This window comes from Stenotrophomonas sp. YJH_SMC_94-11 (assembly GCF_059370435.1).
This window is the reverse complement of record NZ_JCAFTR010000003.1, coordinates 216903-230233: the sequence shown is the minus strand read 5'-3', so window position 1 is coordinate 230233 and position 13331 is coordinate 216903. Positions and strand designations below refer to the sequence as shown.

The following is a 13331-nucleotide window of genomic DNA, read 5'->3' as shown; positions in this document are numbered from 1 at the left end:
TCGGGGCGGCGTCGGAAGGGTTACTTGACCACGCGCAGGTTCGGGCGGCCCTTCGGCGGCGGACTGGCCGGCGGCGTGTCGTCCGGCGGCGTGCCTTCCTCGTGCAGCAGCTCATCGCGGGTCGGTGCGGTTTCGTTGCCCGGAATGTCATCCGGCAATGCCATGCCCTGCCCGGTCTCGCGGGCGTAGACCGCCAGCACGGCGCTGATCGGCACCTGCACCGGGTAGCTGGTTCCGGAGAAGCGGGCCGAGAAGCTCACCATTTCGTTGTCGATCATCAGCCGCACCACGGCACGTTCGGCGATGTTGAGCACGACCCGGCCATCCTTGACCGCCGAAGGCGGGACCTGCACGCCGGGGACGCCGGCGTCGACCAGGATGTGCGGGGTCAGCTGGTTGTCGTTGATCCATTCCACCAGCGCCCGCAGCAGGTACGGGCGGTGGCTGGTCATGTGGAAGAAGTCTTCGGTCATGCGTGAAGTGTACGCGCCCGGCGCCCCGCCGGGGCGGATCGTCTGCACGCCGGTCGGCGTGCAGACGGGTAACGCGGGGCCGGATCAGACCGGCAGGTCGCGCAGTTTCTTTTCCTGCTCGGTCAGGCTGCGGACAAATCCCGGATGGCGGAAGATGCGGTTGCCGTAGTCCTCGATCGCCTTGCCGTCCTTCGGCAGCGGCACATCCAGCGACTGCAGGCGCCAGATGATCGGCGCCATCGCGCAGTCGGCCAGGCTCATTTCCGGGTTGAGGAAGAACTTGCTGGCCTTGAACAGCGGCAGCGAGGCGGTCAGCAGTTCCTTCAGGCGCTTGCGCCCGGCCTCGGCCTGGGTCTTGTTGCCCAGCTGGATGGCCTGCACCTGCGGCACCCAGTCGTGCTCGATGCGGAGCATGGCCAGGCGGATGCGTGCACGCGACAGCGGGTCGACCGGCATCAGTGGCGGATGCGGGTAGCGCTCATCCAGGTACTCGCTGACCACCGATGCGGCGTACAGCACCAGCTCGCGTTCGACCAGGGTCGGCACCGAGTGGTACGGATTGAGGTCGATCAGGTCTTCAGGCGGGTTCTGCGGATCGACCGGAACGAAGTCGAAGGTGACGCCCTTGGCCGCCAGGACCAGGCGTACACGGTGGCACAGTACGTCGTCGTTCGAGGAAAACAGCGTCAGTGTATTGCGCATGCGTACGCTCGCCGCCATCAAAGGCTCTCCCACGACAGGAGACCGCCTGCCGCATCGGCGCCGCCGGCACCGTGCCAGCGGTCGACTCCTCCCCGAGTGTGCAACCGACCATCACAAAAGCCAATAGGCCCATGCGATGGCCGGTGGCAGAATCAGTGAACGTCCTTCCAGTATTCCTTCTTCAGCAGGTACAGCAGGAAGGTCAGCAGGGCCAGGAACAGGATCACCCACACGCCCAGCTGCTGGCGCTTGAGTGCGGCCGGTTCGCCGGCGTATTCGAGGAAGTTGGTGATGTCCCGCACGGCCTGGTCGTACTGCCCGGCGTCCACCGATCCCGGCGTTTCAATCTTCAGGCCGGTCACCGGCGGGTCCATACCGGGCGCTTCCGCCTTGCCGTGCACCGCATGCTGCAGCCCCTGCATCTCCCACAGCGGGTTGGGCATGGAGGCGTTGGCGAACAGCGCGTTGTTCCAGCCCAACGGGCGGCTGCTGTCCAGATAGAACGACTTGAGATAGGTATAGACCCAGTCGCTGCCACGCACACGCGCGATCAGGCTGAGATCGGGCGGCATCTTGCCGAACCACTTCTCCGCGTTTTCCTTGGGCATCGCCACCGGGATCGGGTCGCCGATCGCCGAGCCGGTGAAGTTGAGGTTGTTCATCACCTCTTCTTCGGTCAGGCCCAGGTCCTGCGCCATCCGCGAGTAGCGCAGGTACTTCAGCGCGTGGCAGCCGGAGCAGTAGTTCATGTACAGCTGCGCACCCCGCTGCAGCGAGGCGCGGTCACCGAGGTCGTTGCCGGCCTGCAGCAGCTTGGTGCCGCCCTCGGCGGCGGAGGCCAGGAAACTGCCCAGCATCAGGGTGGCCGTCAGGGCCAGCCGGACCATCCAGCGCTCAGTCATGCGTGGTCACCCTCTCCGGTACCGGCTTGGTCTTGTCCAACCTTGTCCATAGCGGCATGGTGATGAAGAACGCGAAGTACAGGAAGGTCAGCACCCGCCCGATGTAGGTTTCATGCACGTCGGTGCCCGGGCCGGAGCCGATCACGCCCAGCCACACGAAGCACACCGCCAGCACGCCCAGCATCACCTTCGAGATCCAGCCGCGGTAGCGCACCGACTTCACCCTGGCCTTGTCCAGCCACGGCACCAGGAACAGGATCGCGATGGCCGAGAACATCACCAGCACGCCACCGAGCTTGTTCGGTACCACGCGCAACATCGCGTAGTAAGGCGTGTAGTACCAGACCGGCTTGATGTGTTCGGGGGTCACCAGGCGGTTGGCCTCGGTGAAGTTGTCGTGTTCCAGGAACAGGCCGCCAAAGCCCGGTGCGAAGAAGATGATGAAGGCGGCGATGATCAGCAGGAAGCCGGCGCCGACACCATCCTTGAGCGTGTAGTACGGATGGAACGGAATACCGTCGGCCGGAGCATTCGGCGACCAGCGGTTGCCCTTCGGCCCCTTCTTGATCTCCACGCCATCGGGGTTGTTCGACCCCACTTCGTGCAGCGCGCCCAGATGCAGCACCACCAGCAACAGCAGCACCAGCGGCAGTGCGATGACATGCAGCGCGAAGAAGCGGTTGAGCGTGGCGTCACTGGGCAGGTAGTCGCCCATGATCCATTCGGTCAGGCCGTTGCCGATCACCGGTATCGCGCCGAACAGCGAGATGATCACTTTGGCGCCCCAGAACGACATCTGGCCCCACGGCAGCACATAGCCCATGAAGGCCTCGGCCATCAGCACCAGGTAGATCAGCATGCCCAGGATCCACACCAGCTCGCGCGGCTTCTGGTAGCTGCCGTACAGCAGGCCGCGGAACATGTGCAGGTAGACCACGATGAAGAACAGCGAGGCGCCGGTGGAGTGCATGTAGCGGATCAGCCAGCCCCACTCCACATCACGCATGATGTATTCGATGGAGCCGAACGCCTCGGCGGCGTTGGTCTTGTAGTGCATCGTCAGGAAGATGCCGGTGACGATCTGGTTGACCAGCACCAGCAGTGCCAGCGAACCGAAGTAGTACCAGATGTTGAAGTTCTTCGGCGCGTAATACTCGGTAACGTGCTTGCGGTAGACCGGCATCAGGCCCGGCGCGCGGGCATTGACCCAGTCGGCGACGCCGCTGGCGGTACGGGCGAGGATATTGGCCATCAGGCTGCCCCCTGCGGATCGACACCGATGATGATGGTGTTGTCGTCCTGGTAATGGTGCGCGGGCACCTTCAGGTTGATCGGTGCCGGCACATCCTTGAAGACGCGGCCGGACATGTCGAAGCGCGACTTGTGGCAGGGGCAGAAGTAGCCCCCCTTCCACTGCGGGTCGTAGGGCTCAGGCCGGATCTCGGCGACCATTTCCGGCGAGCAGCCCAGGTGCGTGCACAGGCCGACCAGCACGGAGATGTCCGGCTTGATCGAGCGCAGCTCGGGATTCTGCTTCAGCACGTAGTCCGGCTGCTGGTCCTTCTCGCCGGACTCAGGGTCCTTGAGGCGGCCATCCAGCCCGTGCAGTGCATCCAGGATCGCCTTGGACCGCTTGACGATCCAGATCGGCTGGCCACGCCACTCCACGATCAGGCGTTGGCCTTCCTGCAGGGCGCTGATGTCGGCCACCACCGGTGCACCGGCAAGCTTGGCACGGGCACTGGGGTTCCAGGATTTGATGAAAGGAACGGCGGTGAATCCGACGCCGACGGCGCCAACCACAGCAGTGGTGGCAGAAAGAAAACGCCGACGTCCGGTGTTGACTGGATCGTGTACCCCATCGTTGGCCATCCGGCACTCCGATATTGATTAGGTAGCTTTAAGGCTGCCAGCGGATCCGGTGGGGGCCAGAGCCGCATTGAATCATGGGCGAGTGTAGCGGAACCGTCGCGCGCCACACAACGCATTGCAACAACATTGATTACGGGGTTGCCGGCCAGCGGCCGGCACTACTGGTGTGTCAATGCGGTGCGGTAACGCTCGGCCAGCTGTCCGACCCGGCGCACGTAGTACTGGGTCTCGCTGTAGGGCGGCACGCCACCGTGGCGGTCGACCGCGCCTTCGCCGGCGTTGTAGCCGGCCGCAGCCAGGGTCAGGTCGCCATTGAAGCGCTTCAGCAACCACGCAAGATACTGCACGCCACCACGGATGTTCTGCGCGGCATCGTAGGAATCGCTGACCCCGAAGCGGGCCGCGGTCGGCGGCATCAGCTGCATCAGGCCCTGCGCGCCGGCGCGGCTGAGCGCAGTCGGGTTGTAGGCCGACTCGGCGTGGATGATGGCGCGCACCACGGCTTCTTCGACGCCGAACTCGCGTGCGGCCGAGGTGATCTCGGTCTGGAACGCGGTGGTGTTCAAGCGCACCGAACCGAAGTCCACGCGTGGGTTGACGCCACAGGCATAACAGCGCTCCATGAAACTGTAGCGGATGGTACGCACCGGGCCGAGGTTGGCGACCTGGGTCGGCCGCGCACTGGTGTAGTGGCGCACCCCATCCTTCATGAAGGAATAGACCTGGCCGCTGACCATCCGCCCGGCCCGCGAGGCCGTCGGTACCGCGGCAGGCGCGGGTGCAGCAGGCGTCGGCGCGACCGCAGCGGGCGCAGCGGCGCTGGCCGCCACGGCGACCGGATTGCGTTCGATGCTGGCCACCGAGGTCGGCGCAGGCTTCGGTGCGGCCACCACGGGGCGCGGTGCCGGGCGGGTATCACGGCTGTAGCTGATGCTGCTGCAGCGCGCGCCGGCCACTCGCATGCTAACGTAGCTGGTGACCCCGTCGGCGCCCTGGCACTTGTACAGGGTGCCAGCGCTGGCCGGCGCAGCGGTCAGCGCAGCGATGATGATCGCCGTTGTCCCCAGTATCCCCTTCATGCCGCGAGTGTCCCAGCTTCGCCGGGGCTTGCCAAGCGATGTGGCTCAGCCTGTGACCGGCGGCACAGCCAGCGCCTGGCCCAATCCGGCCAAACGCTGTGCCAGCTCATCGCGCAGGCCCGGCGGTGTGGTCCACAACGCCACCGGCACCCGGTCCAGGCTGAGGATCTGCGCCAGCATCATGCCGCGGCTCTCGGCGCCCATGCGCAACAGGCAATGGTCGGCACCATCAGCCTCCAGCACACCACACCACGGCGGGATGCGCCCTTCCAGCTCGGTGCGGCTGCCGGCCAGGCGGACGATGGCCTGCAGCGCGAAGGGCGCCTGGCTGACCGCCTGCCGCACCATCACGTCCGGGGGCGCGGGCGGGCGCCGATGCATGCCCGGCCCGGAGCATTCGCGCACCGCGCCCATCCGGTCCACGCGCAGGGTGCGCCAGTCTTGGCGGCCCAGGTCCCAGGCCAGCAGGTACCAGCGCCGCCCATAGTTGACCAGGTGCTGCGCCTCGACCTCGCGCTGGGTCACCTCCTCCTGCGCACTGCGGTACTCGAAGGCCAGCCGTGACGCCTGCCGGCAGTGCTGGGCCAGCCGTCCCAGCAGGCGTGCGTCGGTGGAGGGAAGGTCGGACAGGGTGGCCGTCGCCGCATGCACCTCGCCGGCCTGCCGCCGGCGACGGGTGGGGACCAGCGGATCGAGCTTGGACAACAGGCCCCGCGCGGTGTCGTCGATGCCAGCGACGGTCGCTGACGCGGCACGCAGGGCGATCGCCAGGGTCGTCGCCTCGTCCTCGTCCAGCAGCATCGGCAGCACCGGTGCCCCTGCCCCGAGCTGATAGCCGCCGCCGACCCCCGATGAGGCCCGCACCGGATAGCCCAGTTCGCGCAGGCGTTCGATATCACGGCGGATGCTGCGCCGGTCCACGCCCATGCGCTCGGCGAGCTCAGCCCCGGACCACTGGCGGCGGGCCTGCAGCAGGGCGATCAGGCGCAGCAGTCGATGGGCGGTATGGCGCATGAAGAATCGAGGACAGAAGTCGTCCGCAATAGTGCCTCAGGATGGCTTCCAGTTCACCCACCCACCGCAAGGAGCAATGCCATGAACTCACGCCAGATCACCCTGTACCACGCCGCCAGATCCCGTTCGAGCGGCGCCGTGGCCCTGCTCGAAGCGCTGGGTGCCGACTACCGCATGCAGGTGCTGGACCTGAAGGCCGGTGCCAACCTGGCCCCGGCCTATCTGGCCATCAACCCGATGGGCAAGGTGCCAGCCATCGTCCACAACGGCGCACTGGTGACCGAGCAGGTCGCCATTTATCTGTACCTGGCCGACCTGTATCCGGAGGCCGGGCTGGCCCCGCCGATCGGCGACGCCCTGCGCGGCCCCTACCTGCGCTGGATGGCCTTCTACGGTGCCTGTTTCGAGCCGGCGATGATCGACAAGGCGATGCACCGCGAGCCGCCGCCGCGCCTGATGTCGCCGTACAACGACGCCGAGACCGTGCTGCAGGTGGTCGAGGCCCAGCTGGCGCAGGGCCCGTACCTGCTCGGCGAGACGATGAGTGCCGCCGACGTGCTGTGGGGCAATGCGCTGGCCTGGACCACGGCCTTCGGCCTGGTGCAGCCTGCGCCGGCCACGGCTGATTACATCGCACGGATGAGCGCGATGACCGCCTTCGACCGTTCGCGGCAGATCGATGCGGAGCTGGCGGCGGCGTAAGCAGCGCCCCCTTGTAGAGCCGAGCCCACGCTCGGCTGGCTTCAATAGAGCCAGGCCATGCCAGGCTGCCCCATGGGAAGCGGGAAGAGCAGCCGAGCGTGGGCTCGGCTCTACAAGGGCGCGGCGGCTGGCGCGGGATGCGGGTAGAATTGCCCGCTTTCCCGCCACCCGAATGGATTAAGCGCCATGACCGGGACGCCAGACGTCTTTCCGCCCGCCACGCCGGGCGGTACCCCGCTCGTTGCCCTGCCCGCTGGTCCGCGCAAGCCTGACCAGGTCAAGGGCAAGCTGTACATCAAGACCCACGGTTGCCAGATGAACGAGTACGACTCGGCCAAGATGGCCGACGTGCTTGCCGCCAGCGATGGCCTGGAACTGACCGACAGCCCGGACGACGCCGACGTCATCCTGGTCAACACCTGCTCCATCCGCGAGAAGGCGCAGGAGAAGGTGTTCAGCCAACTCGGCGTGTGGAAGGGCCTGAAGAACAAGGGCCGCGAGGTCATCATCGGCGTGGGCGGCTGCGTTGCCTCGCAGGAAGGCGAAGCGATCATCAAGCGCGCCCCGTTCGTGGACCTTGTGTTCGGTCCGCAGACCCTGCATCGCCTGCCGGAACTGATCCGCGCACGCCGCGAGCAGAAGCGCCCGCAGGTGGACATCAGCTTCCCCGAGATCGAGAAGTTCGACCGCCTGCCCGAGCCACGCGCCGAAGGTGCCTCGGCGTTCGTGTCGATCATGGAAGGCTGTTCCAAGTACTGCTCGTTCTGCGTGGTGCCTTACACCCGCGGCACCGAAGTCAGCCGCCCGTTCGAGGACGTGGTGGTGGAAGTGGCGCAGCTGGCCGCGCAGGGCGTGCGCGAGATCAACCTGCTCGGCCAGAACGTCAACGCCTATCGCGGCCCGTATGGAGACGGTGAGTTTGCCGACCTTGGCCTGCTGATCCGCACCATCGCCGAGATCGATGGGGTCGGCCGCATCCGCTTCACCACCTCGCACCCGCTCGAGTTCAGCGATTCGCTGATCGATGCGTTCCGCGACGTTCCGCAGCTGGCCAACTTCCTGCACCTGCCGGTGCAGGCCGGCAGCGACCGCGTGCTGTCGGCGATGAAGCGCGGCTACACCGCGCTGGAATTCAAGTCGAAGATCCGCAAGCTGCGCGCGGTGCGCCCGGACATTTCAATCAGCTCGGACTTCATCGTCGGCTTCCCCGGCGAGACCGATGCCGACTTCGAGAAGACCATGAAGCTGATCGAGGACATCGGCTTCGACCACAGTTTCTCCTTCATCTATTCGCGTCGACCGGGTACGCCGGCGGCCGATCTGGAGGACACGATCAGCGATGCCGAGAAGCATGCGCGCCTGTCGCGCCTGCAGGAGCGCATCAATGCGCACGCCGCCAGCATCTCGGAGAAGATGGTCGGTACCGTGCAGACCGTGCTGGTGGAAGGGCCGTCGCGCAAGAACCCGAACGAGCTGACCGGCAAGACCGAGAACATGCGGTCGGTGAATTTCCCGGCGCCTGCGCGCCTGATCGGGCAGTTCGTGGATGTGGTGATCACCGAAGCGCTGACCAATTCGCTGCGCGCGCGGGTGGTTGCGGAATAAGGCGTGCCGACCCACGGTCGGCACCCACCGGGGTAGATGCCGACCGTTGGTCGGCATTCACTAATCCAACCGCTTGCGGAAACGCAGGATCGCCAGGGCCATCATCACCACGATGAAGGCCAGCAGCGCCAGTGCGTCGTGCCACAGCTCCCACAGCGAGGCGCCGCGCAGCATGATGCCGCGCACCAGGCGCAGGAAGTGGGTCAGCGGCAGCACCTCGGCCAGCCACTGCACCGGCCGCGGCATGCCGGCGAACGGGAACATGAAGCCCGACAGCAGGATCGACGGCAGGAACAGGAACAGGGTCATCTGCATCGCCTGGAACTGCGAACGCGCGCGCGTGGAGATCAGCAGGCCCAGCGCCAGGTTGGCCAGCACCAGCAGCACCGCGGCCAGGTAGATGTCGAGCAGGCTGCCGCGAATCGGCACCTGGAACAGCCAGGTGCCCAGCACCAGCACCAACGTGGTCTGCAGCAGACCGATCGCTGCATAGGGCAGCACCTTGCCGACCATCAGTTCGCTGCGCGATACCGGCGTGGCGATCAGCAGTTCCATGTTGCCGCGCTCGCGCTCGCGCACCACCGCCACCGCCGTGAACATCACCAGGGTCATGGTCAGGATCACCCCGATCAGGCCGGGCACGATGTTCACCGCCGAGCGCCGTTGCGGGTTGTAGAAACTGGTCACGCTGACCTGGCCACCGGCAATGCTGCCTTCGCGCAGCGGCCGCGTATTGCTGGTCGGGCGCGTATCCAGTGGCACCTGCGCCAGCTGGATCGCTGCACTCTGCACCACGGTGTCGCTGCCATCGACCAGCACCTGTACCGCTTCGCGTCCATCGAAGCGGCGACGCTCGAAGTCGGCCGGCACCACGATGCCGACGCTGATCTCGCCGCGGCGCAGCGCCTGCATCAGCTGGTCCGGCGTGTAGGCCTCGCTGCGTGGCGTGATCACGCCGGTGGCGACCATGTCCTGCACCAGCGCGCGTGAGGCGGCGCTGTTGGCCTGGTCGGCGATACCCGCATCGAGGTGGCGCAGGTTGAGGTTGATCGCATACCCGAACAGCAGCAGCTGCATCACCGGAATGCCGACGATCATCGCCAGCGTGATGCGGTCGCGGCGCAGCTGCCGCAGCTCCTTGAGCATGATCGCCCACAGCCTGCGCAGGTTCATGCCGCTGGCTCCCTGCCACGGCCACGGGTGGCGGCCACGAACACGTCCTCCAGGTTCGGCGCCACGATTCCGATATGCGCTTGCGGGTCGGCGCTGGCCAGCGCGCGCCGCAGCACTGCGACATCCGCTGCGCCCTCATTGCACAGCACGCGCAGATGGGTGCCGATCTGCGCCACGCTCAGCACGCCGGGCAGCTCGGCCAGCACGCGGCTGGCCTGGCGTGGCTGCGATGACGTGACCTGCAGCGTGCGTCCTTGCAGCCGTGAACAGAGCTCGGCCGGCGTGCCGTCGGCCACCAGTGCGCCGCGATCAAGGATCGCCAGGCGATGGCAGCGCTCGGCTTCGTCCATGTAATGGGTCGACACCAGCACCGTGGTTCCCGCGTCGGCCAGTTCGAACAGGGCCTCCCAGAAGTCGCGGCGCGATTCCGGGTCGACCGCGCTGGTCGGCTCATCCAGGAACAGCAGTTCGGGCGAATGCACCACGGCGCCGGCCAGGGCCAGGCGCTGCTTCTGTCCACCACTGAGCGTGCCGGCCAGCTGCGGCTGCCGGTCCTGCAACCGGTACTGCTGCAGCAGCGCATCGACCCGTTGCCGGGCCTGGTTGCGCGGCAGGTCCTGGATGGCGGCGAGGAATTCCAGGTTCTCGCGTACCGACAGGTCTTCGTACAGCGAGAAGCGCTGGGTCATGTAGCCGATGCGCCGGCGCAGTGCTTCGGCCTGCTCGGGAACCGCCAGGCCCAGCACCTCGATCTGCCCCGCACTGGGTTCCAGCAGGCCGCACAGCATGCGGATGGTGGTCGACTTGCCTGACCCGTTCGGGCCCAGGAAGCCGTACACCTGCCCGCGCGGGACGGTCAGGTCGACCTTGTCCACGGCCAGCAGTTCACCGAAGCGGCGAGTCAGGCCCTGCGCATGCACCGCGATGTCCGCACCGGTGTTCAGAAGCGCACCTGCACCGGCAGTCCGGCCGGAAGCTTCTGCATGTCGCTGGCTGCATCCACTTCGATCTCGGCGAGGTAGCTCAGGCGCTCGACGTCATCGCCGGTCAGTGCGTAGTACGGGGTGAAAGAAGGCTCGCTGCGGATCGCGCGCACATGGCCCTTCAGTACGGTGGTGCCCCCTCCCTCCAGCTGTATCTGTGCCGGCTGACCGACCTTGACCTGCAGGCGCAGCGGCTGCGGCAGGTAGACGCGCGCATAGGGGCGCTCGCCGACCAGCATCACCGCCAGCGGCGCCCCGATCGGTGCCTGGTCACCCTGCCGGTAGGGCAAGGCATCGATCACGCCATCGCGCGGTGCGCGCAGCTGCAGCTTCTGCAGGTTGACGCCCTGCACCACCTGCTGCGCCTGTGCGGCGTCGGCGGCCGCCTGGCCCTGAGCGATGTCCTGCGCGCGACTGCCGTGCACCCGTTCCAGCCAGGCCTGCTCGGCGGCACGCACGCTGGCCGCGGCATTGCCGGCGGCTGCCCGTGCACGGTCCAGCTCGGCGGCGGCGATCAGGCGCTGGCGTGCCAATGGTTGCACCCGACGATAGTAGGCAGTGGCTTCAGCAGACTGCGCGCGCAACGCGGCCAGTTGTGCCTGGGCCTGTGCGATCTGTTCCTGCCGCGGGCCGAGCTTCAGCTCTTCCAGCTGGGCCTGCGCGCGCGCCGTGTCGGCCTGCGCCGCCGCGAACTGCGCGTCGCCGCGGGCGGGGTCGAGCTGCATCAGCACGGCCCCGGCCTTGACCCGCTGGCCCTCGCGCACCTCCACCGTGGCGATCACCTCGGCCGCCGGCGCCGGCACCGTGATCCGGTCCCACTCCAGTGTGCCCAGCGCCGTTGGCGTTGACTGCCCACAGCCCGCCAGCAGGCCGATGCCCGCCAGCCCGAGTCCACGCATCCCGTTGCCGATGCCCATGCCATCCCCTCCTGCGACGGCGACACGGTGCCACCTGCCCCGTGCACCCTCAATGATTCCGATCAGCCCTGACGGTTTTTTAGCCACGTACGGGCGAGCCTTTTGCTGCAAGGTTCCTCGCCACCTATCCACAGCTTGATTCAGCATCATTCCACAGCCGGTGTGGAGAACCGGACGGGGGCGGCCGTACTGGCTGCCTGGCAGCGGAAGATGCGCTGCCGTCACAGGAGCGGCCGACCGTGACGGTTTTTTCACCACCACCTCATACGCCTTGTGGCACAAGCACTGCGAAGGCCTATCCACAGCTTTTCGCGCCCCCCGTCCACACCGGGTGTGGAAAACCGCGTATCGGCCCGCCGCTGGCCGCATGCCCGGTACGCGCGTAACCTTGTCACCCCGAGTCCATCGTGGTGGACGGCGACCCCGCCCCACCCCAAGCAATGAAAAGCATCGATCATCGAGACTTCACCCTGTCGCCGGAAGACAACGAGCGACTGGCCAACCTGTGCGGCCCCTTCGACGGGCACCTGCGCCAGATCGAGCTGAAGCTCGGCGTGGAGATCGCCAATCGTGGCTTCGTGTTCCGCATCAGCGGGCCCAACGAAGCCATCGTCGAGGCGCAGAAGCTGGTTGAAGCGCTGTACGCCGAAGCCGGCGAAACCACCTTCGACAACCACGCCATCCACCTGCGCCTGGCGCAGGCCAACGTCGAGCAGATCGCCGAACGCTCCTACGAAGCGCAGGACGTGGCAATCAAGGTCAAGCGTGGCACGGTACGTGGCCGCGGCGCCAACCAGGGCCGCTACCTGCACCAGATCGCCACGCATGACATCAACTTCGGCATCGGCCCGGCCGGAACCGGCAAGACCTTCCTGGCCGTGGCCAGCGCGGTCGAAGCACTGAACGAGTCACGGGTGCAGCGCCTGATCCTGGTGCGCCCGGCGGTGGAAGCCGGCGAGAAGCTGGGCTTCCTGCCCGGCGACCTGAGCCAGAAGGTCGACCCGTACCTGCGACCGCTGTACGACGCCCTGTACGAGATGATGGGCGTGGAGAAGGTGGTCAAGCTGCTGGAGAAGAACGTCATCGAGATCGCGCCGCTGGCCTACATGCGCGGCCGCACGCTCAACGATGCGTTCGTGATCCTGGACGAGGCGCAGAACACCACCATCGAACAGATGAAGATGTTCCTGACCCGCCTGGGCTACGGCTCCACGGCGGTGGTCACCGGTGACCTGACCCAGACCGACCTGCCCAAGCACGTGAAGTCCGGCCTGCGCGACGCGATCGATGTGCTGCGCGAGGTCGAGGGCGTCAGCTTCACCTTCTTCGAATCCCGCGACGTGGTCCGGCATCCGCTGGTGGCGCGCATCGTCAGCGCCTACGACCGCCGCGACCTGCATCAGATCCAGCCTGGAGCAACGCCATGACCCGTGGTCCCGTGCGACTGGACGTCGCCGTCAGTTATGCCCTGCCGCGTACCGGGCTGCCGGCGGCAGTGAGCTTCCGCAAGTGGGTGGCCGCTGCGTTGAAGGGCCGCATCCGTGAGGCCGACCTGGCCATCCGCGTGGTCGATGCCAAGGAGGGGCAGTCGCTGAACCGCCATTACCGTGGCAAGGACTACGCCACCAACGTGCTCAGCTTTCCGGCCGACGTGCCCGAAGGCCTGCCCAAGGGCGTCAAGTTTCCATTGCTCGGCGACCTGGTGATCTGCGCACCGGTGGTGTCCCGCGAAGCCGACGAACAGGGCAAGGCGCTCAACGCCCATTACGCGCACCTGACCGTGCACGGCGTGCTGCACCTGCTCGGCTGGGACCACGAAGACGACAAGGAAGCCGAGGCGATGGAGCAGCTCGAGCGCGACATCCTGGCCGAGCTGGGCATTGACGACCCGTACGCGGGCGAGCGCTGA

General features: G+C 66.9%; 14 protein-coding genes. 4 read left to right on the top strand and 10 right to left on the bottom strand.

Features of this window, described 5'->3' with window-relative positions:
* Positions 1-20 precede the first annotated feature (20 nt).
* The 7 genes from AC5P74_RS07790 to AC5P74_RS07760 all read right to left on the bottom strand — a co-directional run bounded on the left by AC5P74_RS07790 (position 21) and on the right by AC5P74_RS07760 (position 6042).
* Complete coding sequence (locus AC5P74_RS07790; RefSeq protein WP_005415949.1) at positions 21-473, bottom strand: ClpXP protease specificity-enhancing factor; 453 nt, start codon at positions 471-473, stop codon at positions 21-23.
* An 84-nt stretch (positions 474-557) separates the two neighbouring features.
* Positions 558-1193 (bottom strand): glutathione S-transferase N-terminal domain-containing protein, encoded by a 636-nt coding sequence (locus tag AC5P74_RS07785; protein WP_005415948.1) that lies wholly within the window; start codon positions 1191-1193, stop codon positions 558-560.
* A gap of 134 nt (positions 1194-1327) precedes the next feature.
* On the bottom strand, positions 1328-2077 hold the full coding sequence (locus AC5P74_RS07780; protein WP_049414892.1) for a cytochrome c1: 750 nt from the start codon (positions 2075-2077) through the stop codon (positions 1328-1330).
* Positions 2070-3329: a cytochrome b gene (locus AC5P74_RS07775; protein WP_005415946.1), complete on the bottom strand. Its 1260-nt coding sequence runs from the start codon at positions 3327-3329 to the stop codon at positions 2070-2072. The genes AC5P74_RS07780 and AC5P74_RS07775 overlap by 8 nt, the downstream gene beginning before the upstream one ends.
* A complete protein-coding gene (petA, locus tag AC5P74_RS07770) occupies positions 3329-3949 on the bottom strand; it encodes a ubiquinol-cytochrome c reductase iron-sulfur subunit (protein WP_004151998.1) in 621 nt (206 codons plus the stop codon). The genes AC5P74_RS07775 and petA overlap by 1 nt, the downstream gene beginning before the upstream one ends.
* Positions 3950-4107: 158 nt before the next feature.
* On the bottom strand, positions 4108-5028 hold the full coding sequence (locus tag AC5P74_RS07765; protein WP_495204874.1) for a lytic transglycosylase domain-containing protein: 921 nt from the start codon (positions 5026-5028) through the stop codon (positions 4108-4110).
* 45 nt (positions 5029-5073) lie between these two features.
* Entirely contained in the window at positions 5074-6042 is a 969-nt protein-coding gene (locus tag AC5P74_RS07760; protein WP_495204873.1) for a helix-turn-helix transcriptional regulator, read from the bottom strand.
* Positions 6043-6123: 81 nt separating this feature from the next.
* Between AC5P74_RS07760 and AC5P74_RS07755 the strand changes: the two genes are divergently transcribed.
* On the top strand, positions 6124-6744 hold the full coding sequence (locus tag AC5P74_RS07755; RefSeq protein ID WP_005415942.1) for a glutathione S-transferase family protein: 621 nt from the start codon (positions 6124-6126) through the stop codon (positions 6742-6744).
* 186 nt (positions 6745-6930) lie between these two features.
* Complete coding sequence (gene miaB, locus AC5P74_RS07750; RefSeq protein ID WP_049435924.1) at positions 6931-8349, top strand: tRNA (N6-isopentenyl adenosine(37)-C2)-methylthiotransferase MiaB; 1419 nt, start codon at positions 6931-6933, stop codon at positions 8347-8349.
* Positions 8350-8409: 60 nt separating this feature from the next.
* Here miaB and AC5P74_RS07745 read toward each other — a convergent pair whose 3' ends face one another.
* From AC5P74_RS07745 to AC5P74_RS07735, 3 genes are read right to left on the bottom strand one after another with little or no spacing between them, the layout of a single operon-like run.
* Positions 8410-9522, bottom strand: coding sequence for a DUF2705 family protein (locus AC5P74_RS07745; protein WP_372485956.1), 1113 nt, complete (start codon positions 9520-9522; stop codon positions 8410-8412).
* Positions 9519-10442 carry an ABC transporter ATP-binding protein gene (locus tag AC5P74_RS07740; protein WP_188248385.1) on the bottom strand — a complete coding sequence of 308 codons (924 nt, stop codon included), beginning with the start codon at positions 10440-10442 and terminating at the stop codon, positions 9519-9521. Before AC5P74_RS07740 ends, AC5P74_RS07745 begins: the two co-directional genes overlap by 4 nt.
* Positions 10443-10462: 20 nt before the next feature.
* A complete protein-coding gene (locus AC5P74_RS07735; RefSeq protein WP_053498639.1) occupies positions 10463-11422 on the bottom strand; it encodes an HlyD family secretion protein in 960 nt (319 codons plus the stop codon).
* A 440-nt stretch (positions 11423-11862) separates the two neighbouring features.
* Here AC5P74_RS07735 and AC5P74_RS07730 point away from each other — a divergent pair, with 440 nt between their 5' ends.
* Both AC5P74_RS07730 and ybeY read left to right on the top strand, forming a co-directional pair.
* Positions 11863-12849 carry a PhoH family protein gene (locus tag AC5P74_RS07730; RefSeq protein ID WP_005415936.1) on the top strand — a complete coding sequence of 329 codons (987 nt, stop codon included), beginning with the start codon at positions 11863-11865 and terminating at the stop codon, positions 12847-12849.
* Complete coding sequence (gene ybeY / locus AC5P74_RS07725) at positions 12846-13331, top strand: rRNA maturation RNase YbeY (protein ID WP_495204872.1); 486 nt, start codon at positions 12846-12848, stop codon at positions 13329-13331. Before AC5P74_RS07730 ends, ybeY begins: the two co-directional genes overlap by 4 nt.

What these genes read in the sequence shown, in the direction of transcription:
- AC5P74_RS07760 (WP_495204873.1), bottom strand. Translation starts at nt 6,042, where the DNA reads ATGCGCCATACCGCCCATCGACTGCTGCGCCTGATCGCCCTGCTGCAG.
- AC5P74_RS07765 (WP_495204874.1), bottom strand. Translation starts at nt 5,028, where the DNA reads ATGAAGGGGATACTGGGGACAACGGCGATCATCATCGCTGCGCTGACC.
- AC5P74_RS07780 (WP_049414892.1), bottom strand. Translation starts at nt 2,077, where the DNA reads ATGACTGAGCGCTGGATGGTCCGGCTGGCCCTGACGGCCACCCTGATG.
- AC5P74_RS07785 (WP_005415948.1), bottom strand. Translation starts at nt 1,193, where the DNA reads ATGGCGGCGAGCGTACGCATGCGCAATACACTGACGCTGTTTTCCTCG.
- AC5P74_RS07745 (WP_372485956.1), bottom strand. Translation starts at nt 9,522, where the DNA reads ATGAACCTGCGCAGGCTGTGGGCGATCATGCTCAAGGAGCTGCGGCAG.
- AC5P74_RS07775 (WP_005415946.1), bottom strand. Translation starts at nt 3,329, where the DNA reads ATGGCCAATATCCTCGCCCGTACCGCCAGCGGCGTCGCCGACTGGGTC.
- AC5P74_RS07755 (WP_005415942.1), top strand. Translation starts at nt 6,124, where the DNA reads ATGAACTCACGCCAGATCACCCTGTACCACGCCGCCAGATCCCGTTCG.
- ybeY (WP_495204872.1), top strand. Translation starts at nt 12,846, where the DNA reads ATGACCCGTGGTCCCGTGCGACTGGACGTCGCCGTCAGTTATGCCCTG.
- miaB (WP_049435924.1), top strand. Translation starts at nt 6,931, where the DNA reads ATGACCGGGACGCCAGACGTCTTTCCGCCCGCCACGCCGGGCGGTACC.
- petA (WP_004151998.1), bottom strand. Translation starts at nt 3,949, where the DNA reads ATGGCCAACGATGGGGTACACGATCCAGTCAACACCGGACGTCGGCGT.
- AC5P74_RS07790 (WP_005415949.1), bottom strand. Translation starts at nt 473, where the DNA reads ATGACCGAAGACTTCTTCCACATGACCAGCCACCGCCCGTACCTGCTG.
- AC5P74_RS07735 (WP_053498639.1), bottom strand. Translation starts at nt 11,422, where the DNA reads ATGGGCATCGGCAACGGGATGCGTGGACTCGGGCTGGCGGGCATCGGC.
- AC5P74_RS07730 (WP_005415936.1), top strand. Translation starts at nt 11,863, where the DNA reads ATGAAAAGCATCGATCATCGAGACTTCACCCTGTCGCCGGAAGACAAC.